This window comes from Luteimonas mephitis DSM 12574 (genome assembly GCF_000422305.1).
Classification (GTDB): Bacteria; Pseudomonadota; Gammaproteobacteria; order Xanthomonadales; family Xanthomonadaceae; genus Luteimonas; species Luteimonas mephitis.
Window position 1 is genome coordinate 45,465 of record NZ_AULN01000012.1, and the last position, 24,324, is coordinate 69,788.

Sequence of the window (24,324 nt, forward strand, 5' to 3'; positions counted from 1 at the left end):
CCTAATCCCCAATCCCGAATCCCGTCGTGATCGGCATCAGCCGATCACGAACAGCGGCTGGTCGAACTCGACCGGCTGGCCGCTCTCGCACTGGATCGCGAGCACGGTGCCGGCGACGTCGGCCTCGATCGGGTTGAACATCTTCATCGCCTCGATGATGCCCAGCGTCTCGCCGGCCTTGACCGCCTGGCCGACCGTGACGAAGGCCGGCTTGTCCGGTGCCGGGGAGGCGTAGAAGGTGCCGACCATCGGCGCGCGCACGACGTGGCCGTCGGGCAGCGCGGGGCCGCCTTCGAGCGGGCGGCCGCCGGTGGCGGCATCGACCGGGGACTGCATCGGCATCACCGGGGCCGCGGCCGCCATCGGCGCGACCGGGGCGGGCGCGGCATAGGCGACGGGCGTGGCGCCCGACGGGGTGCGTGCCAGGCGCACCGATTCCTCGCCTTCCTTGATCTCGATTTCGGCGAGGTTGGATTCCTCGAGCAGGTCGATGAGTTTCTTGATCTTGCGCAGGTCCATGAAGGCCTCTCGTGCTGTGTCGTGGTGGCCCGCTTGGCAGCGGGCGGTGTTCGGATGCGGCCGCGTCAGCGGAGTGCCGGTCCGGGGCGTCGGCTCATGCGCGGCCCCCGGCGCCGGCAGCGGCTTCCAGGTGGCGGCCTGCCGCAACCAGCGCCAGCCCGTAGCTGAGCGCGCCGAAGCCGCAGACCACGCCGACGGCCAGGTCGCTGAAGTAGCTCTGGCGGCGGAACGGCTCGCGGGCGTGCGGGTTGGACAGGTGGACCTCGATGAAGGGGATGGCGACCGCCGCCAGTGCGTCGCGCAGGGCGACCGAGGTGTGGGTGAAGCCGGCCGGGTTGATCAGGATGAAGTCGGTGCCGTCGTCGCCGGCGGCCTGGATGCGGTCGACCAGGGCGTGCTCGGCGTTGGACTGGAAGCTGGCCAGCTCATGCCCCTTTTCCAGCGCGCGGGCCTGCAGGTCGGCGTCGATTTCGTCCAGCGTGGTGCGGCCGTAAACCTCCGGCTCGCGCGTGCCGAGCAGGTTGAGGTTGGGGCCGTGCAGGACCAGCAGTTTGGCCATGGGGACGCGTGACGAAACGGGCGGCCAGTCTGCGCGATGCGGCGGATGCTGTCCAGATCGCCGAAGTTTTGCCCATTTACGCAATTTAAGCGCTTGTTTGAGTTTTGGCTCTAGAGCCGCGCCCGCGAGCGCCTGTCGTCAGTGCGTGGCCCAGGCGTCGATCTCGCCGTGCGCGAACGGCCCGATGCGCTGCTTGAGCAGCACGCCGTCCGCCGACACCAGCACCGAATAGGGCAACACGCCCTTGGGGTTGCCCAGGCGCACGCCGGCATCGGCGGGACCGGCGTCGTCGACCAGGATCGGGTAATCCACCGGCACCCGCTGCAGGAAGTCCCGCACCGCCTCCGCGTCGTCCAGTGCAATGCCGACGACTTGCACGCCGTTCGCGTCCTGTTTCGCATGGAATCGCTGCAGTTCCGGCATTTCCTCGATACAGGGGCCGCACCAGCTGGCCCAGACGTTGATCAGCATCGGCCTGCCGGCCCAGGCGGTGGACACGTTGACCGGCTTGCCGTCGAGGCCGGGCACGGTGAAGGCCGGGATCGCGTCCCCGCGCCCGGCCACGACCACACCCGTGGGCGGTTCTGGCGCCGTGGCCTTGTAGGCCTCCTGCAGCACCCGTTGCCCCGCTTCCGTACCCAGCAGCGGGCCGGGGCCGTTCATCGTCAGGCTGGCGACGACCCCCAGCGCGCCGGCGGCCAGCGCCACCAGCACAATCTTCGTTGTCGAGCGCATCACGGCGCTCCGGTCGCGCGGCGGACGCGTTCGACGAAGGGCGCGGCCTTCTCGAAACCGACCAGTCGCAGCCCGCGGCGCTCCTCCGGCGAGGCGTTGAAGAACAGCGTCGCCGGCGGACCGATGATGCCGAAGCGCTGCATCAGCGCCTGGTCGACCTCGTCGTTGGCGGTCACGTCGGCCTTGAGCAGGACCACGGCGGCCAGCGCCGCCTGCACCGCCGGGTCGGTGAAGGTGTAGGCCTCCATTTCCTTGCACGACACGCACCAGTCGGCATAGAAGTCGAACATCACCGGCGTGCCCGCGGCCTGCGCGGCGGCCAGCTCGCGGTCTAGGTCTTCGCTGGACTTGATCACGCGGAACGCCAGCTCGGCCTGCGCGCCCTGGCCGCCGCCGAAGCCGGCCAGCGGCTGCAGCGGATTGCGCGCCCCGGCCAGCGCGCCGAACAGCTGCGCGGTGCCGATCACCGCCAGCAGCAGGCCGGCGAAGCGGGCAAACCAGCGCAGGCGCGCGCTGTCGCTGCGGGTGCCGCCCCACGCCCAGGCCGCCGCGGCCAGCGCCAGCATGCCAAACAGCGCCAAGGTCACCGGCCCGGGCACGATCCGCGACAGCATCCAGGCGGCCAGCCCGAGGAACACGAAGCCGAACACGCGCTGCACGCCGCTCATCCACGGCCCGCTGGTCGGCATGCCGCGCCCCGCGGCCGCGCCGAAGGCCAGCAGCGGCAGGCCCATGCCCATCGCCATCAGGAACAGCGCCAGCCCGCCGAACGCCGGGTCCTGGCTCTGGCTGATGTAGAGCACCGCCGCGGCCAGCGGCGGCGCCACGCAGGGTCCGACGATCAGCGCCGACAGCGCGCCCATCGCCGCCACGCCGGCCAGCGAACCGCCGCGCTGGCGGTCGCTGACGCCGCCGAGCCTCGCCCGCAGAGCGGCGGGCAGCTGCAGTTCGTACAGCCCGAACGAAGACAGCGCCAGCGCCACGAAAAGCAGCGCGAACAGCACCAGCACCCACGGCACCTGGAACGCGGCCTGCAGGTTGGCACCCACCAGCCCGGCGATCACCCCGGCCGCGGTGAACACCAGCGCGTTGGCCAGCACATAGATGAAGGACAGCCACAGCGCGCGCCGCGTGCCGATACGCGTGCCGGCGCCGGCGATCAGGCCCGACAGGATCGGGATCATCGGCAGCACGCAGGGCGTGAACGCCAGCCCCAGGCCGCCGAGGAAGAACCACAGCAGGGTCAGCCAGCGGCCGGTGCCAGACAGGCCGGCGGCCAGGCGGGTGTCTTCGGCCTGTTCGTCGCTCGAATCGGCGGCGGTCGGTGGTGCGGCGATGGCCGGCGTTTTGTCGGTTGCGGTGGGAACCCCGTCCCCACCCAACCCTCCCCTTGAAGGGGAGGGCTTTAGGGGAGGGGCGGCTGTTGCAGCGGTATCCGAAGCCGCCGGCCCTTGCTCCCTCCCCTTCAAGGGGAGGGCTGGGGTGGGGATGGGGTTTCCCCCGGCGGCCACGACACCCACCACCCCCGCCGGCAGCGCGATCCGCACCGTCCGCGTCATCGGCGGATAGCAGATGCCTTCGTCCTGGCAGCCCTGGAAGGTGGCCGTCAGGGTGACCTGCTGCGCGTCCGCCTTCGTGCGGCGCAGCGGCAGCGGCACCTCGACTTGGTCGAAATACACCACCACCTGGCCGAAGTGCTCGTCGTGGTACTGCTTGCCCTGCGGCCAGCGCGGCTTGTCCAGCGCGATGCCATCGGCGGCCAGCTTCAGGGTGGTGTTGTCGCGATAGAGGTAGTAGCCCGGTGCCGGGGTGAAGCGCAGCAGCAGCGCGTTGCCGCCGTCGGCGATGGCGTCGAAACCGAACGCCTGTTCCGGCGGCAGCGGCAGGGCGTCGCGACCGGCGGCTGCGCCGGCCAGCCCCGCGCCGCGCGGCTTGCCGAGCGACCGGCCGAGCGCGGCGAAGCCGGCATCGCCCGCGCTCCCCGCGGGAACAGAGGAAGCCGAAGTGCCCGCCGGCATTGCCACGGTCAGCGTCCGCGTCTGCGGCGGATAGCACACGCCGATATCCGCGCAGCCCTGGTAACTCACCTTCAGCGTGACCTTGCCGCCGTCGGCCGCCTGCACCGGCACGCCGCCGGCCAGGTGCTTGCGGAACGTCTCGACCCGGCCGAAGAACTCGTCGTCGTGCGGCTCGCCGCGCGGCAGGTCGAGCTCGCCCAGCCGGCTGCCATCGGCCGCGCTCACCTTGGTCCGGTGCCGGTACAGGTAGTAGCCGTCGGCGATTTTCCAGTCCAGCGCGATGCGGTCGGCAGCGGTCGCCTTCGCGGTCAGCACGAAGGCCTGGTCGACCGGCAGCAGGTCGTCCTCGTCGATCGCGGCCAGCGTGGGCGCGATGCAGGCAAGGCAAAGGACAGCGGCGGCGACGCGCGGCCAGCGGGTTGCAAACGACTTCGACATCACGTGCTCAGGGCTCCTGTCCGCCGGCGTCCGGCGAGACTTGGGCGGAGATCCATTCCAGGTAGGCCGGCAGGCCGGCGGCGGCTTCGACCGCGACCACCTCCGGCAGTTCGTAGGGATGCAGCGCAACGATCCGCGCCATCAGCGCGGGCATGCGCGCGGCCACGGTCTTGATCAGCAGCTGCACTTCATCGGCGCGTTCCACCGCGCCCTGCCAGCGATACACCGACTGCACGCCCGGCAGCACGCTGACGCAGGCGGCCAGGCGCTCGCCCACCAGCGCATCGGCGATGCGCGAGGCGGTGGCGGCATCGGGACAGGTGCAGAACGCGATGACGGCTTGTGGCATGGCCCCGATTGTAAGGGCCCTGCCTGCGGTGCGCCGCGGATGGTGTGGATGGCGCTGATACCGCGATCCCGCCGGCCGGCTGCGGTGATGCGTCGTCCGGTCGGCGGAAAAGCGCGCGCCAGCCCTGGCGGCGCGCGCCCCCGGTCAGCCGGGTTCAGTGGACGATGTTGCCATCGTCGAATGCGCACTCGAAGTGGGGCTCGGCGAAGCCCATGGCCAGGTTGCCGGCCAGCGACACCAGGTTACCGGGCGGGCACCAGACCGCGACGGAGTTGGCCGCGTCGGTTCCAACCAGGGTGTTGTTCTCGACGCTGGCGCGGCCGGTCGTTCCGAACAAGCTGATGCCATATGCCCAACCGGTGCCGTCGGCGACGATGTTCTTGACGTTGTTGCCGATGATCGTGCCGGCGGCCGAATGGCCGGGATTGATGCCGATCGCATAGCCATTGCTGCCCGATGCGGCGGCCACGCCGTTGATCAGGTTTTCCTGCACCTCGACGTTCCCGGTGGCATAGATGCCTACCGCCTTGATCGGGTTGCCGATGACGGTGGTGCCGCCGGTATCGAGAATGCGGTTGCCGCGGACGACGCTTCCCTCGCCGCCGATGTCGATGCCGAGCCAGGTGTTGTTGTCGAAGCGGTTGTTCTCGACCAGGTGCCCGCCGCCGGTGCCGTTGTTGATCACCACGCCCTTCAGGAAGCCTCGGATCGCACAGTTGCGCACCGTGATGTTGGAGCGTTCCAGCGCATTGATGCCAATCGTGAGCGTGCCCTGGCCCGCGCCCAGGCCGCCCAGCTTGTAGTCGTTGCAATCGATGGTGACGTTGTTCGTCGTGATGTTGATCGCTTGGCCGCTGGCCTGCGAGGTACTCACGTCCCGTCGCAGGCACCAGGTCCCCTGCGTGCTGATCGTGGCGGGCACCGAGTCGATGAAGCCCTTGCAGCCGTCATAGCTTTGTGCCGCCTGTGCAGGCATGGCTGGCAGAAGACACAGCCCGCCCAGCAGTACCACTGATGCCAGTGTCGCTTTCATGGTTTCCCCTAGATGACCCGGCCCCTCCGGGTTCGCCCGCGAATGTAGCTGAACAGGGGAGGGAAGTGCATGTGCTCCGGCGACCCCGGATGCCGGCATGAAAGGGGTGCCAGCAAGGACCGCGGGTACTTGGGCCGTCTGGGCCCTTGGGCTGTACCGGCGTCGATGCCGCCGCCGCAGGAGCGGTGATGCGCTGGCCTGCGGCGGAGGTTGCGGCGGGTCGGGTCAGTTCAGCTGGCAGGTCGCGGGCTGGGTGGATTCGAACAGGGCCCGGGTCGCCCATTCGGGGTGGTCCACGAACGGATTGCGGTTGCCCTGGAAGCTGAAGACCACTTCGTTGCGTTCGCGCTCCGCGGCGTCCGGCGGGTCGGCCTGGTGCCAGGCCAGCAGGGTCGACAGCAGGCCCATGTAGGCCGGCGAGCCCGAGGTCTTGACGATTTTGCTGCGGACGTCGGTGAGCTCCAGGTCGGGTTCGGACTGGCCGCTGTGGATGTCCCTGCCGCCCTCGTAGCGGATCGCCATGTACATCACGGCGCGCGCCATGTCGCCCTTGCGCTTGTCCCAGACCTCGAACGAGCCGGCGTTGCCGTCCGGGCCCTTCACCCAGTTGGAGTCGCCCGCGCCGCTGCCGCCGCCGCTGCCGTTGTTGGCTTCGGTGGCGCGCGCGCCGCAGTTGCTCGACGCCGGGCAGTCGGCGTACGGCTTGTTTCCACGGTCGCTGTTGTAGGCCGCGTCGGTGAGATAGAGCATGTGGGTGTCGGTGTAGGGCGCGTTGGGCAGGCCCTTGTCGCCGCCGGTGCTGCTGAAGCCCAGCGAGTTGGGCCAGCTGTGCTCGCGGTTGTACTTCAGTCCGGAGCCCGATCCGGCGCGGTCGGTGCCCTTGGCGTAGCTGCGGTTGCGGTAGGCGTCGAGGATGCGGCCCGCGTTGGCGGGATCTTCGTCGGCGATCTCCAGGATCGTCCAGGTGCTGGTGCCGCTGCCGCTGTACGGATAGACGGTGTGGCCGCGGATGGTCTGGTGCAGCGAGCAGCGCAGCTGGCCCGGGCTGCTGGCGTTGACGTGCGCGTAGTAGTCGCCGTCCCCGCCGCCGCCATCGGCAACCGTGAAACCGACCGATGCGCTGGTGCCCGGATGCGCGCCGCCGGCGTCGCTGATCTTCGCCGCGTCGATCGACAGCACGCAGTGTTCGCCACCGTGCAGCGCGGTGGCGGTGGACAGGGTGAAGCTGCCGCCCGAGGCCGGGTGCGCCAGCGCCACGCTGCCTGACACGTCGCAGGCCAGCGAGAACGCGCCGCTGCTTGCATCGACCACTTCGTTGAACACGACTTCCAGGTCGCCGGCGGCCGGAAAGCCGGTGGCGCCGTCGGCGGGCGTGGTCGATACCAGAACGGGTGCCGGGTTGCCGCCGCCGCTGAAGCCCTGGCCGGCGTTGCAGGCGCCGAAGCTGTGCGCCGACGAAGCCGCCCAGCTGAAGTCGTCGTAGCCGCTGCCGTTGCCGCGCAGCTGCAGCGAGGTGCCGACCGGCGTGCTGCTGTTCTCGGCTACCGGCAGGCTGTCGCTGGTCAGGCCCGCTGCCGGGCCGCTGCCGGCGGTGACGCTGCCCTCGTAGCCGATGAACTGCACCATCTGGCCGCCGGCGTTGACCAGCGCAATGGCATCGTTGGATCCGTTCTGCAGGCCGTCGCGCGGGTAGGCGACCGTGGCGATCCGCACGCTGCCGCCGCAGCTCGAAACGCTGCCGTTGGGCACCGCCTTGCTGCCGTAGACCGAGGCGTTGCCCGGCGAGCTGCCGCCGTTGTAAAGGTGGATCCGGTAACCGGACAGGTCTTCGCCAGCGGTGGCGACCACCTCGATCCGCTCGCCGCTGTCGCTGCCGGCATTGTCGTAGTGCAGCTCGTTGACGAAGACCGCCGCGTGGCCGCTGCCGCACGCCAGCAGCAGGCTGCCGGCAAGCAGGAGGTGGGCGGGTCGGGCGAAAGCGAGGGCCATGGCGGGCTCCGGGGGTTGCATCGGACCATCGTGCCGACGCCCGGCGGGCCGCTGCCACCCGGGCCGACCCTATGCGCGGCCGGATTCGACCCCCGGATCGTCGAAAGTGGGACGCGGAGGCAATTTCACGCCGGCCCTTGAAAGTCGTGCCGGCCACCCCATCTCAGCGGCATCCCGGTCGCACCGGGTTTTGTTCGCCCGCGGCCTTGGCACTCGTTTCAGGCGACTGCTAGAATCCGCGCCCGTTCGTTCGTCATTCCCAGAACAATCAACCACTTGTGAGGATCGCAATGAATCTCAAGCCGCTCTACGACCGCGTGGTCGTCAAGCCCATCGAAGCCGACGAAGTCACCGCCGGCGGCATCGTCATCCCAGACAACGCCAAGGAAAAGCCGACCAAGGGCGAAGTGGTGGCCGTAGGCGAAGGCAAGGCGCTGGACAACGGCCAGCTGCGCGCGCCCAAGGTCAAGGTCGGCGACAAGGTCATCTACGGCCAGTACTCGGGCAGCGCCTACAAGCTCGAGGGCGTCGAATACAAGATCGTGCGTGAGGACGACATCCTCGCGGTGCTCGCGTAAGCGACCCCCGCCTGGATTCGGGATTGGGGACTGGGGATTCGTGAAAGCGCACCGCGCTTGCGAGTCTCTGTCCCGCAGGCCTGAATCCAGCCCTTGATGTCCCGAATCCCCAATCCCGAATCCCCAATCCCGGAGTTCCACCATGTCCGCAAAAGAAATCCGTTTCGGTGAAGACGCGCGCGCAAAGATGGTGCGCGGCGTCAACACGCTCGCCAATGCCGTCAAGGCCACCCTCGGCCCGAAGGGCCGCAACGTCGTGCTCGACAAGAGCTATGGCGCCCCGACCATCACCAAGGACGGCGTGTCCGTCGCCAAGGAGATCGAGCTGGCCGACAAGTTCGAGAACATGGGCGCGCAGATGGTGAAGGAAGTCGCGTCCAAGACTTCCGACAACGCCGGTGACGGCACCACCACCGCCACCGTGCTGGCCCAGGCCCTGATCCGCGAAGGCGCCAAGGCCGTCGCCGCCGGCATGAACCCGATGGACCTCAAGCGCGGCATCGACCAGGCCGTCAAGGCCGCCGTCGCCGAGCTCAAGAACCTGTCCAAGCCCACCGCCGACGACAAGGCGATCGCCCAGGTCGGCACGATCTCGGCCAACTCCGACGAGTCCATCGGCACGATCATCGCCGACGCGATGAAGAAGGTCGGCAAGGAAGGCGTGATCACCGTCGAGGAAGGCTCGGGCCTGGACAACGAACTCGACGTCGTCGAGGGCATGCAGTTCGACCGCGGCTACCTGTCGCCGTACTTCATCAACAACCAGCAGTCGATGTCGGCCGAGCTGGACGATCCGTTCATCCTGCTGCACGACAAGAAGATCTCCAACGTGCGCGACCTGCTGCCCGTCCTCGAGGGCGTCGCCAAGGCCGGCAAGCCGCTGCTGATCGTCGCAGAGGAAGTCGAAGGCGAGGCGCTGGCGACCCTGGTGGTCAACACCATCCGCGGCATAGTCAAGGTCTGCGCCGTGAAGGCCCCGGGCTTCGGCGACCGTCGCAAGGCGATGCTCGAGGACATGGCGATCCTCACCGGCGGCACCGTGATCTCCGAGGAAGTGGGCCTGTCGCTCGAGAAGGCGACGATCAAGGACCTCGGCCGCGCGAAGAAGATCCAGGTCTCGAAGGAAAACACCACCATCATCGACGGCGCCGGCGAGACCGGTGGCATCGAAGGCCGCATCAAGCAGATCAAGGCGCAGATCGAGGAGACCTCTTCCGACTACGACCGCGAGAAGCTGCAGGAGCGCGTGGCCAAGCTGGCCGGCGGCGTGGCGGTGATCAAGGTCGGCGCCTCGACCGAGATCGAAATGAAGGAAAAGAAGGCCCGCGTCGAAGACGCCCTGCACGCCACGCGTGCGGCGGTGGAAGAAGGCGTGGTCCCGGGCGGCGGCGTGGCCCTGGTGCGCGCGCTGCAGGCCATCGGTGAGCTCAAGGGCATCAACGAAGACCAGAACCACGGCATCGTCATCGCACTGCGCGCGATGGAAGCGCCGCTGCGCGAGATCGTTGCCAACTGCGGCGAAGAGCCGTCGGTCGTGCTCAACAAGGTCAAGGACGGCAAGGGCAACTACGGCTACAACGCCGCGACCGGCGAATACGGCGACATGATCGAGTTCGGCATCCTGGACCCGACCAAGGTCACCCGTTCGGCGCTGCAGAACGCCGCCTCGATCGCCGGCCTGATGATCACCACCGAAGCCATGGTGGCCGAGCTGCCGAAGAAGGACGAGCCGGCGATGCCTGCCGGCGGCGGCATGGGCGACATGGGCGGCATGGGCTTCTGATCCACGCCTTCCGCGAAGTACCAGGAAAGCCCCGCATCACTGCGGGGCTTTTTCTTTGCGGCGTGCGTCTTCCGCGACGGCAGGCCCCTACATCTGCATGACCGGACTGCTCCGGCCAGGGTCGCCGGGCACTTTCGCCAGTTCGCGTTGCTGCGCGGATTCCTGTTTTCGGGTGGAGGCATGGCTGGCAGCAAGCAGCCGTTCGTCCGACTGCTCCACGGGCGTGCCGATTGCCTGGCCCGTGGCGACACGCGTGCGCAGGTGCGCGGGATCGCTCAATTGCCCCTCGACCGCGAACACGTTGGCGCCGTCCACGCCCATGACCACGTGGTCAACGCGACGCAGGCCGGCTTCCCTGCATTGCGCGAGAAGGCATCGACTCATGCGCTCGCTCGCGTCGTCGTAAGGCTTGCCGATGCCATCGTCGATCCTGCGCACGCCCTCGCGGATCTGCTGCAGCATGGCGTGGTTCGGGTGGTCGGGATCGGTCGGGCTGGGCGCGCCAGGATTCACTCCGGTCGCACCTGATCGCGCGCTCCCGGCTTCCCATGCCAGCGTTGACACGGGTGAGGTGTGTACGTGCGAGACAGCCGTATGCTGGAACAGTCCGGCCTTCGGCGGATTGGTGCCCGTGTCCAGGTACGGTATCGGCTGCTGATTGGTTCCGAGATTAATGCCATTCTCCTCAAGCAGCTTCTCGGACAACCGCAGCTGCGACAGATCGACCCTCACCTGGGGCTTCGGATTGTGTTGGCGCTCAAGCTGCGCCGCTTGCTGGACGGGCCACGCGCCGTAGTGGTTGGCGTAGTCGGAATTGCCGCGGTGCCCGGCCCTGCTGTCGACCGGCGCTTTGTCGAAGAAGTTCTTTCCCATCGCTTCGAGATTGGCGGGTGTGAAGCTCAGCGTGAGATCGGGGTTCAGGGTCAGGTTGGGTTTCAGGGTATAGGTGTAGTGCGGATAGGTTCCGGCTTGATCGATGAAGTCCCTCATCCTCCCCGATTGGGCGCTGTAAATGTCACCCAACGTCGGATTCGGTTTCGTGGTCTTGACGAGACTGACAACTGCGTTCCAGCCGGCGATCTCCGCTCCGGCTTCGTCACGGCGATTGGCGGCGAGCAGCCTGTCGATCTCGTCGGTGTAATCGTGATCCGTTCTGGCCGCCTGCGTGGCATCCTTCATGAAGTCCAGGTAAGCCTGCGTCGTGGCGGCATGATTGAAGCCATGCTGCAGTTCGTGGCCAAGCACGAACGTCACTTCACCTGCATCAAACGCTTTCCCGGCGGGAGGCGTCGCCAGTCCGGCCAACGGCAAGTGCATTTCCTTGTGCTGGCCGTGATACTCGCCGCCTGCGTGGGGGTTGGTCAGCGGCAAGATCTGCTTGAGATGTCCTTGCGCCACTGCATTGTTGATCTGGTCGATCAGTGCTGGCGATGCGGTTATGACGGCCTGGAGGTTGTTGACGTGGTCCTGAGTGACACCGGGTCGGCTGCCGAAGGCGGAGATGACCGCCTGGGCCCGTGGGGTGATGGTTGGCATCCTGCGCTCCTTGCAGTCAAGTGATCAGTACCATCTGCACGCAGCCATGGCTGGTCTTTTCATGCGGCTCGTTCGCTTCGCCCCGGGGATAGACCTGGACTCCAAGTTCTGGGCGATAGAACGTCCAGTAAAGCAGCGAGCCATGCGGTAGCCGTTCCTCGCCGGGAGGGGCGGGCGGCGCAGAATCGTAGTAGGGCTCCCGGGTAAAACCCATCGATTCCAGTTCGGATGCGAACTTTTCAAAGTCGATTTGGCAGATGTCGGTCATTGGAGGACTGGAACCGGGGACGGTTTCATTGAAGCGGAGTTCAAAACGCGGCCCTTGAAACAACGACTTGTCCACGCCGAAACCGTAACTCCAGTCCTGCGTCAGCTGGCCTCCGAATCCATATCGTTCACTCCCGTCATTCGCGAACTCGATGGTCACCCCGGTGACTTCATGCAGTTTTTCCGGCGTGAAATCCTTGATGCTCCTGCTGTTTCGAATCAGGTCCAGCAGCCTGGTCAACAGCTGTTCTGCGTCGAGCCTTGGAGAGGAAGGAGTTGTTGCTGCGGCGTTCATGGCTTGAGCCTCCTTGGCAGGATGCGGCGGGTTGGAAGCGACGCAGGCGGATACCGCCAGCACGCAGGCAATGGCAGATGCATGGTTGAGGAAGGCGATGAGCAGGGGCATCGGCCGTTTGAACGGCATGGGTTGGCGCGGTGGTCTGTTGCTGGCGTCCCGGTTGCTGCGGTGCACAGGCATCCTCCGTTGATGCGTGGGATGGACAGACTAGCGCGGGCTGTTGGGCGGTTCCATAACGAACTTCCCGATTCGCCGGATGGCCATCCGACATTCTGATGCGTCGCGGGTTTCCGTGTTCGCGAACGACGGGGCGTGCTCTGGAGGGCTTTGGCGTGCCCGGCAAGCGACATCCGCCACCCGGACTTGAGTGCGTCCCCCCAGTACCACTACGCTTCACCTCATGCCGACTTCGCTGATCATCGTCGACGACTTCCTCGGGCCCGCGGACGCGAAGGGCTTGCGCGAGGCCGCGCTCGGGCTGACCTACCCGGAGCAGCAGGGTGCGTTTCCGGGCCGCAACTCGGTGGAGCGGATGGAGATCGGTGGATTGACCGAAGCGGTGTCGCAGCTGGTTGGCGAACCGCTCAAGCCGATGCCGCCGACCGAATCGCACGCCAAGTTCCGGATCACCCTGGCCGGCGACGTCGGCCGGGCCAAGGTGCACGTCGACTCGTCGCACTGGTCCGGCATCCTCTACCTCAGCCGGCCCGAGGATTGCCGCGGCGGCACCGAGTTCTTCCGCCACATCCCGACCAACACCGAGCGCGCGCCGTACGACGACGCCGAGCTGGCCGCGATGGGTTACAGCTCGCGCAAGCAGATGTTCAGCGAGGTCATCAACCGCGACGGCACCGACGACTCGAAGTGGGAAATGACCATGCGCGTGCCGATGCGCTTCAACCGCCTGGTGCTGCTGCGGCCGTGGCTGTGGCACACGGCGGGCGAGGCGTTCGGCGACCGTCCCGGGAACGGGCGGCTGGTGTACCTGATGTTCTTCGCCGCGGGCTGAACTCGCGTGGCGGCACCGCTGCGCGGGCGCGTCGGCGCAGGCCGCGTGGCAGCCGCCGGAGCATCGGCCCGCGCATGCGGGTGCATCGTCAATCCACGGGCTCCGCGTGCCAGTCGACGGTGACCTTGCCGAGGTTTCCCTTGCCCAGGGCTTCCACGATGTAGGGATGCGCGCTGATCCACGTGGTTTGCTCGGTGGGGATATCGTCGAATTTCGGAATCACCTGGACCGGCACCGAGCCGCTGATGGAGGTCGATGACGTCAGCGGTTGTTCGACGCGTGCGGACTCGATCCAGTAATGGGATTGCGTCGACTTCTTGCCTTCGCCGCGGCTCCAGCGTTCTTCGGTACCGTAGACCTGTCCCTGCAGGAAGAACGAGAAGGTGCACTGGTTGGCATCCAGGACGAGGTTCAGCATCGAACCGTCTTCGGTCATGTCCGGCTCCTGGCGCCGGATCTGGCCATTGCCGACGAACGTCTGGTAACTGGCCAGGCCCCGGTCGTCGTACTGGTGGACGCTGAAGGACACGTCCGCCGAGCCCTGCGGAAGCGGGCTGTAGTAGCGCACCAGGTAGTCGGCACCGCGCCACTGGCGACGGGTGTGCTCGGCCAGTTCGGCCTTGAGGTTGATGCGGAGGTTGAACTTGACGTTGCGGTCCAGGTTGTCGTCCCAGACCTCGTTGTTCTTGGTGTACGACATTCCGCCCGTCCAGGCCTTGTGCTTCAGCAGCTCCTCGGCATCGCAGGCGAAGTCGTCGGCCACAGAGACGGGTGCGGTCTTGGTGTCCGTTGCGCCGCCGTCGATGATGGTGAGCGAGGGCACGAAGCTGCCGCGGCGTTCGAAGCGGTGTTCGGCCTTGCGGGTGGCGAGGCAGTCGTCGAAGGACTGCCGCTCCGAGCCGTCGCCCGGGTCGAACTCGCACCGCGGCGCCTTCCTGTCTTCGGGCCACGGGATGTTCCAGTTGAACCGGGCATCCAGTGGCGCCTTGCCGGAGCCGGGCCTGGCTTCGAACGTCCAGTCGGGGAACACCTCGGCCTTGCCCTCGGCCTTGTTCTCGTCGAGGCGCAGCTTCGCCACGTAGGCGCCGCCGGTGGCGTCCTCCAGCCGCGAGGTATGCGGGTAGGTGTGCCGGAACGACGTGGTGTCGGTGCAGTCGGCGATGCGCTCGACGTCCGAGCCGTCGCCGAAGTCCAGCGTGCAGGCGACGGGCTTGCCATCCTCCCTGGGAAGCAGGCGCCATTCCAGTTCGACGTCCAGCGGCGCAACCCCGTGGCGCGGGGACGCGTCGAAATCGATATCGACTGAAATCCGCTTCGAGCTTTCCGGCATGTCGGTGCCGAAGGCGCCGCCGCTCCACACGCAGCCCCAGCACAGGGAATGGTCCTGGAGCACCTTGCTGCGCGTGCCAGGCCCGCGCGGCATCACGCGCACCTTGGCCTGGCCTTGCGACTTGCCGAGCCATTCCAGCTTTTCCTCCTGCGAAGAGAGGATCGACTCGTCATGGCTGAAGAGGCTGACCAGGTCGCTGCTGGTGACTTCGATCGGTCCCCAGTGCTTCGGTGGCAAGGCAAGCACGCCGGCGTTGACCGCGTTCGAAGCGTTGGGCTTGACTGAATCGACGCCCCGAAGCACGGCCATGTACACGTCGACCATGCGCGAGAAGAATCCCATGAGCTGGGTGAGGCTCGCCGAATCGATCTTGATCGCGGGCCCGACGGTTGCTTTGACGACGTCGATGATGTCGTTGACGGTGATGGTCTGCGGCTGGTTGCGGGCCTCCACCATGATCCTGGACTGCGTGGTCTGGTGCCGCTGGATCAGCGGCTTGGGAACCTCGAGCTCGAACCGCGTCAGGGTGGCGGGGAGGAGCGAGGGTGCGACCTTCCCGATCACCAGGTTGGTGACGCTCAGCAGGGCGGAAATCACCACGGTCGCCGGATTGCTGGCGACCATCGGGCCACCGAAGATCACCGTGAAGTTGGCCCAGGCGTCGGCGGTGGGCCGGATGTACTGGGTCGCCAGGTCGTCCAGCAGGCCCTGGATCTGCATCAGGCAGGCCAGTTCCATGTCCTTGCCGCCGGAGCGGCACCTCGGGCCGGGTTTCCATCCGCCGGCCAACGCAAGCAGCGCGGGGAATCCGGCGCCGGCCGCGGGCATCGTGATGCCACCCGCGGCGGCCGGGCCTGCGCCCAGCGCGGCGGCAAACGCTTCCATGTTGGCCGCGGTCCCGCTCGAGGCCATCAGTGCGTCGAGCAGCGCCACGTCCGGTTTCGTGTTGTTGAGCAGGGGTGAGGAACCGGCCAGGACGGCGGCAAGCGAGTGATCGCCTTCGCTGACCAGTTCGCGCAGCACCGCCAGCATCGCGCGACGGTGCGCCATGTCCTGTTCGTCTCGCGCAAGGAGCGCTTCGAAAATCGCCTGGTAGGCATCGACGGCTGCATCCAGGGAGCGCTGCACGCTGGCGGTGGTGCCGGGCGCGCGCTGCAGTGCGGTGATCCGCAGCCCCTCCTGGCTCGCGGCCACGAGCCTTCCATGACGGCGGATTTCCACGATTTGCGCCTTCGCAGGCGGCACCGGCCAGCCAGCCGGGCCCAGGTACAGCGGGACACGGGTCTGCAGCCTGCCGTCGCCCAGCCGCATGGCCGACGTGGGCTGGCCGCCGATCGTGATCTCCAGGGCTGCGGCGTCTTCGTCCGGCAGGCCGGACAGGATGACGGGGGCACCGGGCGGAGCCTCGGCCGGTGCGAAGGTGAGTACCACGGGTCCGGCGGGGGATTCGGGGTTGCCTGCAGCGGCGCTGCGGTCCGGAGTCGTGGATGACACATCGTCCGGCGTGCGCAGCAGCAGGACCGCGATCGCGATCGCAGCGACGCCCATCGCGCCGGCGACCACCATCCGTCGATGTGGCAGCCACAGGTAGAACCGATTCAGCGCGGGGAACGCGGTGCCGCGCAGCCAAGCCCGGATGGCGGGAATCGCCCGCAGCACGATGAACCTGCCGACCGCGACAAGCAGCGCCAGCAGATGCCTGCCCAGCCATAGCAGTCCTTTGCCGATGGCGCTGGCGATGCGTGCAAGCGTGGTTTTCCAGTCCGTTGTCATGCCGGGGCTCCGCTCGGGGAGGTATGGGGTTTGCGGATGCGGCGCGCGGCTCAGCGGGCCTCGTAGGAGAACTGGCCTTGGACTCCAGTGACTTCGCCCACCGGGTAGAAGCGCAGGTGGAAACCGCTGCCATCGCGGCGCAGGCGCACGGTGCCTTCCAGCGTGCCCGGGTTGCCCGGGCTGACCATGATCTCGGTCTTGCTGCCGGCGTTGCCCTGGAGGGCGATCCGCACCGAGCCCTGCTGCACGGTGAAGTGCCCTTTCACGTGGGCCAGGCGCCGGTGGGTCTTGATGCTGATGGTGGCCGCGGCCTGCCGGTCGGTTTTCGCGATGGTGAGCGTGCAGTCGTGCCGCATGTTGCCGACCGCGAGGCCCGTCCCCGCACACTTCACCACGGCGGCGTGCGCAGGCGCTTCGCAGCCCGACGTTGCCAGCGCGAGCAACGCGGCGCCGATCCCGGCCAGCCACCGGCGTGTCGCTGCGGAACGTGCGATGGAGCGCGTCATTTCGAAGTGATCCCCAGGCGCTCGACCTTGCCGGAGGTGGGCACGTCGCAAGCCGCCTGGTTGGAGAAGCCTGCGACCGGCATGTTCCGGATTCCTTCCGTCTCCCCGACGGCCATGTCGTGGCACGCCGAGCCGGTCATCCGGCCGCCGTTCTGGCAGGTGATCACCAGGTTCCAGCACGCTTCAAACGCTCCGGTGCCGCCGGTGCGCTGGATCCTGCAGTCGACGCCATTGGGGCCGGGCGCGCCGCAGTCGACGCGGGCGGCATCGGGATTTGTGTTGATGGTGCACGCGGCGACCACCAGCGCGATGGAGACCGGGAGCAGCGCATGGAGGACGGCTTGCGGTTTCATGGATGGATGCTCCGGGTCGCGTTCTTGCGGGTGCAGTGAAGAAGTGGATTCAGTAGCCAAGGATGATGGCGGCGGAGTTCCGGGTCCTGGTGCCGGATTCGGGTTTGAAATCCAGCTGGAGTCCGGGCTGGAAATCGCCACGCGTGTCGCGGTCCTGGATCCTCAGCGCGCGCGAGCCCTCATCGTTCTTCAGCACCGCGGTGACCTTGTAGCGTCCGATCGGGACGTCCTCGATCAGGCCGGCCTGCTTCCAGTAGTGGTCTTCCAGCCGCAGGTGGAGGATTTTCCCTTGCGAGCCGTCGATCAGCGGGCCGATGGGCGTGAGGGTCAGCTCGATTTTTTCCAGGTCTTCGTGGAAGCCGAGGTCGGTGTCCAGCTGGATGAGTCCGCCGTAGTAGCCGTACTCGTTCAAGGGCGTGCGCCCTTCCAGCTTCCACGTGAAGTTGCGCACGGCGCCCTCGTCGTCGAAGGAATCGCTCTTGTCCGGATGCAGTTCCAGGTTGTAGGTCTGCCCGTTGTAGTTCTTCTTGAAGGAGGCCTGTGCCATCCACGCGCCGGGTTGCGCCTTGATCCGGTAGGTGCCGTCTTCGCCGGTGGAGCCGTGGATGTAGGAGTTGTAGAACACGCTGTTGTCGAGCAGGATCTTCGCCCCGGCGATCGGCCGGCCCTGCGTGTCGACGACCTTGCCGGTGGCATAGCCTGCCTGTGCCTGTGCCTGTGCCTGTGCTTGCGCATCGCCGTGGCCCGTGCCCGCCTGTTGTTCGCAGCCGGACAGGGCCAGGGACGCCATGCACGCGAGGGCGAACATTGCCTTTTTCGGTGTGCCCATGGACGGATGTTTCGAAGCCTGCATGGAGAAGGACATGCGGTCAGCGCCCGAACAGGCCGCGCAGCACGCCCTTCGCCGCATCCTTGGCGGTCGGCTTGGCGGCGTCCTGCGAAGCGCCGGGCGCGATGGCGCCAGCCGACGGCATCAGCATCGCGGTGGACTTGTTGCGCACGTGCACGCGCCAGCCCGGCTGGCTGATGGTGCGCTGGTTGCCGTAGGCGACCATCTGCACCATCGGCGCGCCGCCGCTGCCGGCGAACACCTCGCGCGGCACCTGGCAGCTGCGCGCATCGGCGCCCAGCAGCGTGCGCTTGCCGGTCCACTGGGTGACGAGCTGTTCGGGGAGGAAGTCGATCAGCTCCGGCCCCGCGTAGCCGTCCTCGGAGCTGCTCCACATCACGATGGTGTTGCCGTCCATCGCGGTGGCATGGATGAAGTAGGCGCGGGCGCCGTCGACGCCGTTCCAGCGCAGCGCCATGCCCTGTTCGGCGCTGCCCGCGTTTTCGAGTTTCAGCTCGGGCAGGAAGTCGTGGTCGCGGCCGAGCTCGAACTGCATCGCGTCGGGCAGCCCGTCGCCGGAGACGCGGTGCGTGCCGACCAGCGATGCCTTCGCCGACACCGACTTGCGGCTCGACTGGTTGGGCCACAGCGCGTGGGTGGGACCGGGATCGACGCCGTGCTGCGGCACGTTGCGCGGCGCCATGGTGCGGCCGCCCTGGATCGGCTTGCCGTTGCGGACCGTCAGCGTGTACTTGGCCGGCTGACCGGCGCGCACCTGTTCGCCGCAGCCCCAGTAGTAGTGGATCGTGTAGGGGCCGCCGTCGGCGAGGCCCTGGCCGCCGGCTGCCGAGCTCTCCGGCACCGCATGTGCCTGCTTGTGCTGCGGCGCCAGCAGGTCGATGCGATCACCCAGTCGCAGGCCATCGGGAATGGATTGACTGGCCGGCGCGCCGGGACGGCGGCGGTTGTCCAGCGCCACGTCCAGGTATTTGCCGGGCATGCCCGGATGCCGGGCCTGGCCGTAGCTGGCGTTGCCGCCGGACATCGCCCCGGCCATGCGGCCGAGCGCGCCAATTCCCCCCATGCCGGGCATGGTGTGGGTGGCGACGTCGATGTAGAGGTCGGCCTGCACCGCCTGGGCGCTTGCGGGCACGGGCTGGGTTGCGGCGAGGGCGAGCGCCAGCGTCGAGGCGACGAGGGAAGAAGGACGATGCATGTTGAACCACCCGGATAGGGGGGTCGAACGGCGACCCGGCCGGGCCCGGTGGGTCCGGGCACCCCATCCACGAGATTTGGCGCCCGCAACTGACAGGCGCCGGAGGACATTCGCACCCAGGCGCACTCGCTCCCGCCCCTGCGCAACGATTTCGCCGGCTCCGAAGCTCGCGGCCCAATGACACTCGCAGGCGGCATCCCGCCAACTCGCAAGTGCGGCGCTTCCCACCACGCGCGGAAGCGGAAACAAAAACGCCCCGGCCGAAGCCGGGGCGCAGGGTCATCACGGGTTGTCGCCCGCTCGCCGTCCATGGCGGGCTGGCGCGGACCAACGCGTTACAGATCGATGCCGAAACCCACGCCGGCCGAACGATCGCTGCCGCTGAACGCGCCGCCCAGCGAGAACGACGCACGCCCGATGCGCTTGCCGTAACCGATCGACAGGCCCTTCTCGCCGCCCTGGAAGCCGGCGCCGACCGCGATGCGGCCGCGCTCGCTCTGGGTGCCGGAGGCGTTGATCGCCATGTTGAGCATCGCCGCGCTCATCGCGCCCATGCGGTCGATGCGACGGTCCTGGCGATCCATGCGGCGATCGACGTCATCGAAGCGGTCTTCGAGCGCGTCCAGGCGATCGTTCAGTCCGCCGGCATCGAAGCCGATCAGCTGCTGGATCGCGATGTCGGTGTACTCGTTGGCCTGGTTGAGCGTGGTGGTGTCGCCGGTGGCCATGTCGTCGCGGATCGCGTCCTCGCGGCCATCGGTATAGGCGTTGGCTTCGTTGAGGGTGTCGGCGTCGCCGGCGTTCGAGATCTCGGTGGAAATCCCGCGCACCTGGTCTTCGTTGAGGCCGTCCAGCCCGCTGCCGGCCGGGCCCTGCGGACCCTGCGGACCCGCGGGTCCCTGCGGACCCTGCGGACCCGCCGGACCCTGCGTGCCGCCGCCCGGCGGCAGCGCTTCGAGATCGGCAACGCGGCCATCGAGGCTCGACAGCGCGCCATCCACCGCGGCGAACGCATCGCCCACGTTGCCGTGGCTGCTGCCCTGGATCACGTACGTCGGCGCCGTCCACGCGCCATTGGTGAACGCCGCGCCGCCGCCGAAGTACGACGCCACGGTGCTGCCCATGTCGTACAGCTGCGACACGTTGACCGCGTCGGTGGCGGCGATGCCGGCGGCCACGTGGACCAGGCGGCGCTCGCTGTCGGTGTCGCCGAAGGAAACCGTGTCGGCTTCGCTGGCCACCGACATGGCACCGATCGCCACCGAGTTGGTGGCATCCACCGTCACCAGCGCCTTGCCGCCGATCGCGACGCCACCGCTGGCGGTGAAGCCGGTCCCACCCTCGGCCAGCACCGAGGCGTCCCGGCCGATGGCGATGGCTTCATAACCGGTGGCCTTGGCATTCATGCCGATCGCAAGACTCTGATGGCCGGCGGCCTTCGAGGCATAGCCGAAGGCGCTGCTGCGCAAGCCACTGGCGGTGTTCTCGTAGCCGAACGCAGTGCTCCGCTCGCCTTCGGCGGTGTTGTTGAAGCCGAAGGCGATGGCACCGGCGGCGGTCGCCTTGTTGCTCCCACCGAACGCGTTGGCCCCGTTGGCGGTGGCGCGGTTGCTCTGTCCGACGGCGTTCGCATTGTTGGCGGTGGCCTGGTTTCCGTAGCCGAATGCGCTGCTCTGCGTGCCCGTGACGGTGTTCCCGGACCCGAACGCGGATGAAGATCCGCCGGAAGCCTCGTTGGAACCACCGAATGCATTGCTGTCACCGCCGCTTGCGGTGTTGCTGTGTCCGAATGCGGCGGCGTCCTGGCCGCTGGCGGTGTTCTGCCAGCCGAATGCGCTGGCGCTCTGGCCGGGACTCTTGTTGCTGATGCCGAAGGCGCTGCTGCTATTTCCTTGCGCGATGTTGAAGGTGCCGGTTGCGACGCTGTTCAGGGCCTCGGCCGCGTTCGAATGGCCGATTGCGGACGACTGCACGCCGCTGGCGATGTTGCCCTGGCCGACCGCGGTGCTGGTTTTGCCACGTGCGATGTTGTGGTCGCCAACGGCGGTGCTGAATTCTCCGCTGGCGTTGTTGAATTCGCCATACGCGCTGGCATTGGCGGCGCAGGTGCTGTTGTCTTCACCGTGCTCGCTGCCTTGGTTGGTATCGACCGCGGGGGCTGGATCCCACTGCTGCGTGGTGGTGTTGAACACCATGCAGACGGGATCGGCGGCCTTGGCCGGCAGGGCGAGCACCAGGCCGAGCGCGAGTGCGAGCGGGGCGAGTCGGTTGGCGGCGGTGGTGATGGGGTGGTGCATGTGTCTCTCCATGTTGGATTGGCGTTCGACGCCTTGGGATCCGGCGACCGCAGCCCTGCCACCGCGGGCGACGGGCGCCCGACGGGGGAACGGGTAGCGGGAAGCGGCGGGCCGTCACGGTGGCCCGACCGGGTCCGGTGAATCCGGACCCTCCATACACGACAGACGGAAGCGGGAACTGACAGCGCCGCGCGATGGGCGCTGCTGCCGCGAATGGCATGCGCGTGTGAATCGGCATGGCGCGGCCGGGGCGCCCCGGCCCTGGCAGCTGTCAGGGCAGTGCCAGGCAGTTCGCCTTGGTCGGGTTGGTGAAGCAGGCGGCAGCCGGGGGCAGATGCGCGAAATCCGCGGCCTCCGAGGCCAGCTCGGCTTCCGCCGTGGTATCGCCGGCACGCCGCGCCAGCAGCATCGACAGCATCCACGGGCGCATCCAGTTGTTGTCCGGGCCGCGGTTGCCCGTCGCGCGCCGCAATGTCCCTGCAAGTGCCGCGGCCTCGTCCGTCATGCCGCGCGCGATCAGCACTTCCGCCTGCGCCAGCGAGAAGTAGATCGAGTCGCCGGCCTTCGCTGAAGCCGGGCACCGGTCGAGCGCATGCTGTGCCCGTAACGCGTCGCCCTGGCGGAGGTGGATCGACGCGCGCAGGCCGCAGATGCTGCGGGTGACCGCGGTTCTCAGCTGGCTGTTCAGGGCCCGCAGCGACTGGCTGCGGTCGAGGTCCTCCAGCGCCCCGGCGTACTGGCCGAGCGACGCGCGCAGGATTCCGCGGTAACGCGCGCACTCCGCGGCATGGAGGTTCTTGCGTCCGATCGTGCGATCGATGTCGGCGCCCGCATCGTAGTGCCGCAAGGCTTGTTCGCGCTGGCCGCCGCGCAGGTGCAGGTGCGCGGCCAGCTGGCACTGGATCACGGCCGCGGCCTGGTGGGGCTGGTCGTAGACCGACTCGGCGATCCGTGCCGCCTGTTCCAGCATCTCGCCGGCGCGCTCGGCCTTGCCCGCCAGCAGGAACGTACCCGACGCATCGGCCAGCGCATAGGCGTATGCGCCGCTCATTTCACCGTCCAGCAAGCGGGTCAGGCGCAGCGACTCGTCCAGGACCGGCATCGTGCCGGCGCGATCGCGCCCCGCGTAGATCAGGGCCGATGCCAGGCCATCGAGGATGTCGCGGTGCAGGTGGGTGTCGCCGAACCCGGCGGCGATGGCATCGTCCAGCAACTCGCGCGACATCGTTTCCGCGGCGGCCGGGTCGAGGTACGTGGTGGCCATCGCCAGGGCAAGCCTGGCATCGAGTCGGTTCCGTTGCGGAACACCGTCGGTTTCGCTGAGCGCCACAGCCTTGCGCGCGTGTTCCACCCCCAACTCCTGCCTGCCGGTGTTCCAGAACACCTCCGCCAGTTCCTGGTGCGCGCGCATCCGCTCGGCAATGCTTCCGGGGCCGCGCCTTTCGAGCAGCTCCAGGGCAGTACGCAGGTCGTCTTCGGCCTGCCCGAACCGGCTCAGCTTCATGCGCGCGCCGCCGGTGAGGGTCAGGATATCGGCCGCCGCCAGCGCGTCGTTGGCAAGGGCCGGGGAGCGTGCGCGCCTGGAGCCTTCGTCGAGCAGGTCCAGCGCGCTGGGGACGTCGTTCGCCGAAGGCTGCGTGGACGCGAACACCTGCTGCAGGAAGTCGCGCACCAGGATCGCGCGCTGCGCCTGCACGCGCGCATTGTCCGCCTCGCGCCGCGCCGCGTCCGCCTGCCACAGCGTCGCGCCGATGCCTCCTGCAAGCGTTGCGACCAGCAGCACCGCCGCCGCCACGCCCAGCTTGTTGCGCCCCACGAACTTGCGCAGGCGATAGCCCAGCTTCGGCTTCTGCGCCAGAACCGGCTGGCCGCCGAGCCAGCGGCGCAGGTCGTCGGCCAGCGCTTCGGCCGATGAGTAGCGCCGTGCCGGTTCGGGGGCCAGCGCCTTCTGCAGCACGCGGTCGAGGTCGCTCTTCAGCGCGGCGTGGTGATGGTGATGGAGGTCGCCGATGTCGCGCACCAGCAGCGACGGACGGGTAGGCGTGGTGGCCTCGCCCGGCTCCGACTCGCGCGGGGCCTTGCCGCTGAGCAGCTTGTGCAGCAGCGCGCCGATGCCGTACACGTCCATCGCCGTGCTCGATGCCGCTCCGAGCCGCTGTTCCGGCGCGGCATAGCCCGGCGTCAGCGCGCGCCAAAGCGTGTGGGTGCGCTCTTCGGTGGAGTCGGTGAACTGGCCGATGCCGAAGTCGAGCAGCCGCACGTGGCCGCCGGCTTCGACCAGCACGTTGGAGGGCTTCAGGTCGCGGTGGATCACCAGGCTGCGGTGGGCGTGGGCCACCGCGTCGCAGACCTGCAGGCAGAGGCCGACGACGGCGCGCGTGTCCAGTGCCTCGCGCTCGCACCAGTGGTCGATGCGCTCGCCTTCCACCAGCGGCATCGCCAGCCAGCAGGTGCCGTCGTCGGCGACGCCCGAGTCGACCAGCGCGGTGATGTTGGGGTGGTTGAGGCGCGCCAGGATCGCCGCTTCGCGCTTGAAGCGGTCGCGGCCGACCGCGCCCAGCGCGCCGAGGGTGAGGATCTTGATCGCCGCCTGCTGCCGCGCCATGCCCTGCTCGCGCCAGCCGCGATAGACCACTGCCATGCCGCCGCGGCCCAGTTCGGCGTCCAGGGTCCAGCCGCCGAACTGGTGGCCGATCAGGTTGCCGCCGAACGGATCAAGCGATGCGCGCGGCTGCCGATGCGCGGCGATCAGCTGGTCGAGGTGCCGGCGCACCGGTTCGGCCAGTTCCTGCGCGGCGAGCCAGGCGTCGCGTTCGTTTTCGGGCAGGTCCAGCCAGTGGTCGAAGGCGGCGTCGGCCGCCTGCCAGTGGGAGAGGGTCTCAGGGTCCATTTCGCTTCCCACGATTTTC

The 24,324-nt window shown here is 68.2% G+C and carries 19 protein-coding genes; 3 read left to right on the plus strand and 16 right to left on the minus strand.

The window, feature by feature from the left end; translation table 11 throughout:
• Positions 1 to 36 precede the first annotated feature (36 nt).
• The 7 genes from accB to H570_RS0100385 all read right to left on the minus strand — a co-directional run bounded on the left by accB (position 37) and on the right by H570_RS0100385 (position 7,661).
• The gene (gene accB, locus H570_RS0100355; protein WP_027079026.1) at positions 37 to 519 is read right to left on the minus strand and encodes an acetyl-CoA carboxylase biotin carboxyl carrier protein; all 483 of its coding nucleotides are present in this window, start codon (positions 517 to 519) and stop codon (positions 37 to 39) included.
• 94 nt (positions 520 to 613) lie between these two features.
• The gene (gene aroQ / locus H570_RS0100360) at positions 614 to 1,078 is read right to left on the minus strand and encodes a type II 3-dehydroquinate dehydratase (RefSeq protein ID WP_027079027.1); all 465 of its coding nucleotides are present in this window, start codon (positions 1,076 to 1,078) and stop codon (positions 614 to 616) included.
• 138 nt (positions 1,079 to 1,216) lie between these two features.
• Positions 1,217 to 1,813 (minus strand): TlpA family protein disulfide reductase, encoded by a 597-nt coding sequence (locus tag H570_RS15665; protein ID WP_036134535.1) that lies wholly within the window; start codon positions 1,811 to 1,813, stop codon positions 1,217 to 1,219.
• On the minus strand, positions 1,813 to 4,269 hold the full coding sequence (locus tag H570_RS0100370) for a protein-disulfide reductase DsbD (RefSeq protein ID WP_036134537.1): 2,457 nt from the start codon (positions 4,267 to 4,269) through the stop codon (positions 1,813 to 1,815). The genes H570_RS15665 and H570_RS0100370 overlap by 1 nt, the downstream gene beginning before the upstream one ends.
• A 7-nt stretch (positions 4,270 to 4,276) precedes the next feature.
• Positions 4,277 to 4,618, minus strand: a complete 342-nt coding sequence (gene cutA / locus H570_RS0100375) for a divalent-cation tolerance protein CutA (protein WP_027079030.1) — start codon at positions 4,616 to 4,618, stop codon at positions 4,277 to 4,279.
• Between the two features lie 154 nt (positions 4,619 to 4,772).
• On the minus strand, positions 4,773 to 5,651 hold the full coding sequence (locus tag H570_RS0100380; protein ID WP_156899776.1) for a right-handed parallel beta-helix repeat-containing protein: 879 nt from the start codon (positions 5,649 to 5,651) through the stop codon (positions 4,773 to 4,775).
• A 225-nt stretch (positions 5,652 to 5,876) separates the two neighbouring features.
• Positions 5,877 to 7,661: an endonuclease gene (locus tag H570_RS0100385; protein WP_027079032.1), complete on the minus strand. Its 1,785-nt coding sequence runs from the start codon at positions 7,659 to 7,661 to the stop codon at positions 5,877 to 5,879.
• Positions 7,662 to 7,930: 269 nt separating this feature from the next.
• Here H570_RS0100385 and groES point away from each other — a divergent pair, with 269 nt between their 5' ends.
• Both groES and groL read left to right on the plus strand, forming a co-directional pair.
• Positions 7,931 to 8,218, plus strand: coding sequence for a co-chaperone GroES (gene groES / locus H570_RS0100390; RefSeq protein ID WP_027079033.1), 288 nt, complete (start codon positions 7,931 to 7,933; stop codon positions 8,216 to 8,218).
• 142 nt (positions 8,219 to 8,360) lie between these two features.
• Positions 8,361 to 10,001: a chaperonin GroEL gene (gene groL / locus H570_RS0100395; protein WP_027079034.1), complete on the plus strand. Its 1,641-nt coding sequence runs from the start codon at positions 8,361 to 8,363 to the stop codon at positions 9,999 to 10,001.
• Between the two features lie 87 nt (positions 10,002 to 10,088).
• On the opposite strand, the gene H570_RS0100400 is transcribed toward groL, so the two are convergent.
• Both H570_RS0100400 and H570_RS0100405 read right to left on the minus strand, forming a co-directional pair.
• Positions 10,089 to 11,537, minus strand: a complete 1,449-nt coding sequence (locus tag H570_RS0100400; RefSeq protein WP_051175929.1) for an XVIPCD domain-containing protein — start codon at positions 11,535 to 11,537, stop codon at positions 10,089 to 10,091.
• Between the two features lie 16 nt (positions 11,538 to 11,553).
• Positions 11,554 to 12,210 (minus strand): hypothetical protein, encoded by a 657-nt coding sequence (locus H570_RS0100405; RefSeq protein WP_156899777.1) that lies wholly within the window; start codon positions 12,208 to 12,210, stop codon positions 11,554 to 11,556.
• A 292-nt stretch (positions 12,211 to 12,502) separates the two neighbouring features.
• Here H570_RS0100405 and H570_RS0100410 point away from each other — a divergent pair, with 292 nt between their 5' ends.
• On the plus strand, positions 12,503 to 13,111 hold the full coding sequence (locus H570_RS0100410) for a DUF6445 family protein (RefSeq protein WP_027079037.1): 609 nt from the start codon (positions 12,503 to 12,505) through the stop codon (positions 13,109 to 13,111).
• 88 nt (positions 13,112 to 13,199) lie between these two features.
• Here H570_RS0100410 and H570_RS0100415 read toward each other — a convergent pair whose 3' ends face one another.
• The 7 genes from H570_RS0100415 to H570_RS17935 form a co-directional block, all read right to left on the minus strand.
• A complete protein-coding gene (locus tag H570_RS0100415) occupies positions 13,200 to 16,214 on the minus strand; it encodes a PKD domain-containing protein (RefSeq protein ID WP_027079038.1) in 3,015 nt (1,004 codons plus the stop codon).
• Positions 16,215 to 16,264: 50 nt separating this feature from the next.
• The gene (locus H570_RS0100420) at positions 16,265 to 16,720 is read right to left on the minus strand and encodes a hypothetical protein (protein ID WP_027079039.1); all 456 of its coding nucleotides are present in this window, start codon (positions 16,718 to 16,720) and stop codon (positions 16,265 to 16,267) included.
• Complete coding sequence (locus tag H570_RS0100425) at positions 16,717 to 17,073, minus strand: hypothetical protein (protein ID WP_027079040.1); 357 nt, start codon at positions 17,071 to 17,073, stop codon at positions 16,717 to 16,719. Before H570_RS0100425 ends, H570_RS0100420 begins: the two co-directional genes overlap by 4 nt.
• A gap of 49 nt (positions 17,074 to 17,122) precedes the next feature.
• On the minus strand, positions 17,123 to 17,881 hold the full coding sequence (locus H570_RS15670) for a carboxypeptidase-like regulatory domain-containing protein (protein ID WP_051175931.1): 759 nt from the start codon (positions 17,879 to 17,881) through the stop codon (positions 17,123 to 17,125).
• A gap of 61 nt (positions 17,882 to 17,942) precedes the next feature.
• Positions 17,943 to 19,118: a hypothetical protein gene (locus H570_RS0100435; protein ID WP_027079041.1), complete on the minus strand. Its 1,176-nt coding sequence runs from the start codon at positions 19,116 to 19,118 to the stop codon at positions 17,943 to 17,945.
• Positions 19,119 to 19,453: 335 nt separating this feature from the next.
• A complete protein-coding gene (locus H570_RS17930; protein WP_027079042.1) occupies positions 19,454 to 21,415 on the minus strand; it encodes a hypothetical protein in 1,962 nt (653 codons plus the stop codon).
• Positions 21,416 to 21,686: 271 nt separating this feature from the next.
• A complete protein-coding gene (locus tag H570_RS17935; protein ID WP_027079043.1) occupies positions 21,687 to 24,305 on the minus strand; it encodes a serine/threonine-protein kinase in 2,619 nt (872 codons plus the stop codon).
• Positions 24,306 to 24,324 lie beyond the last annotated feature (19 nt).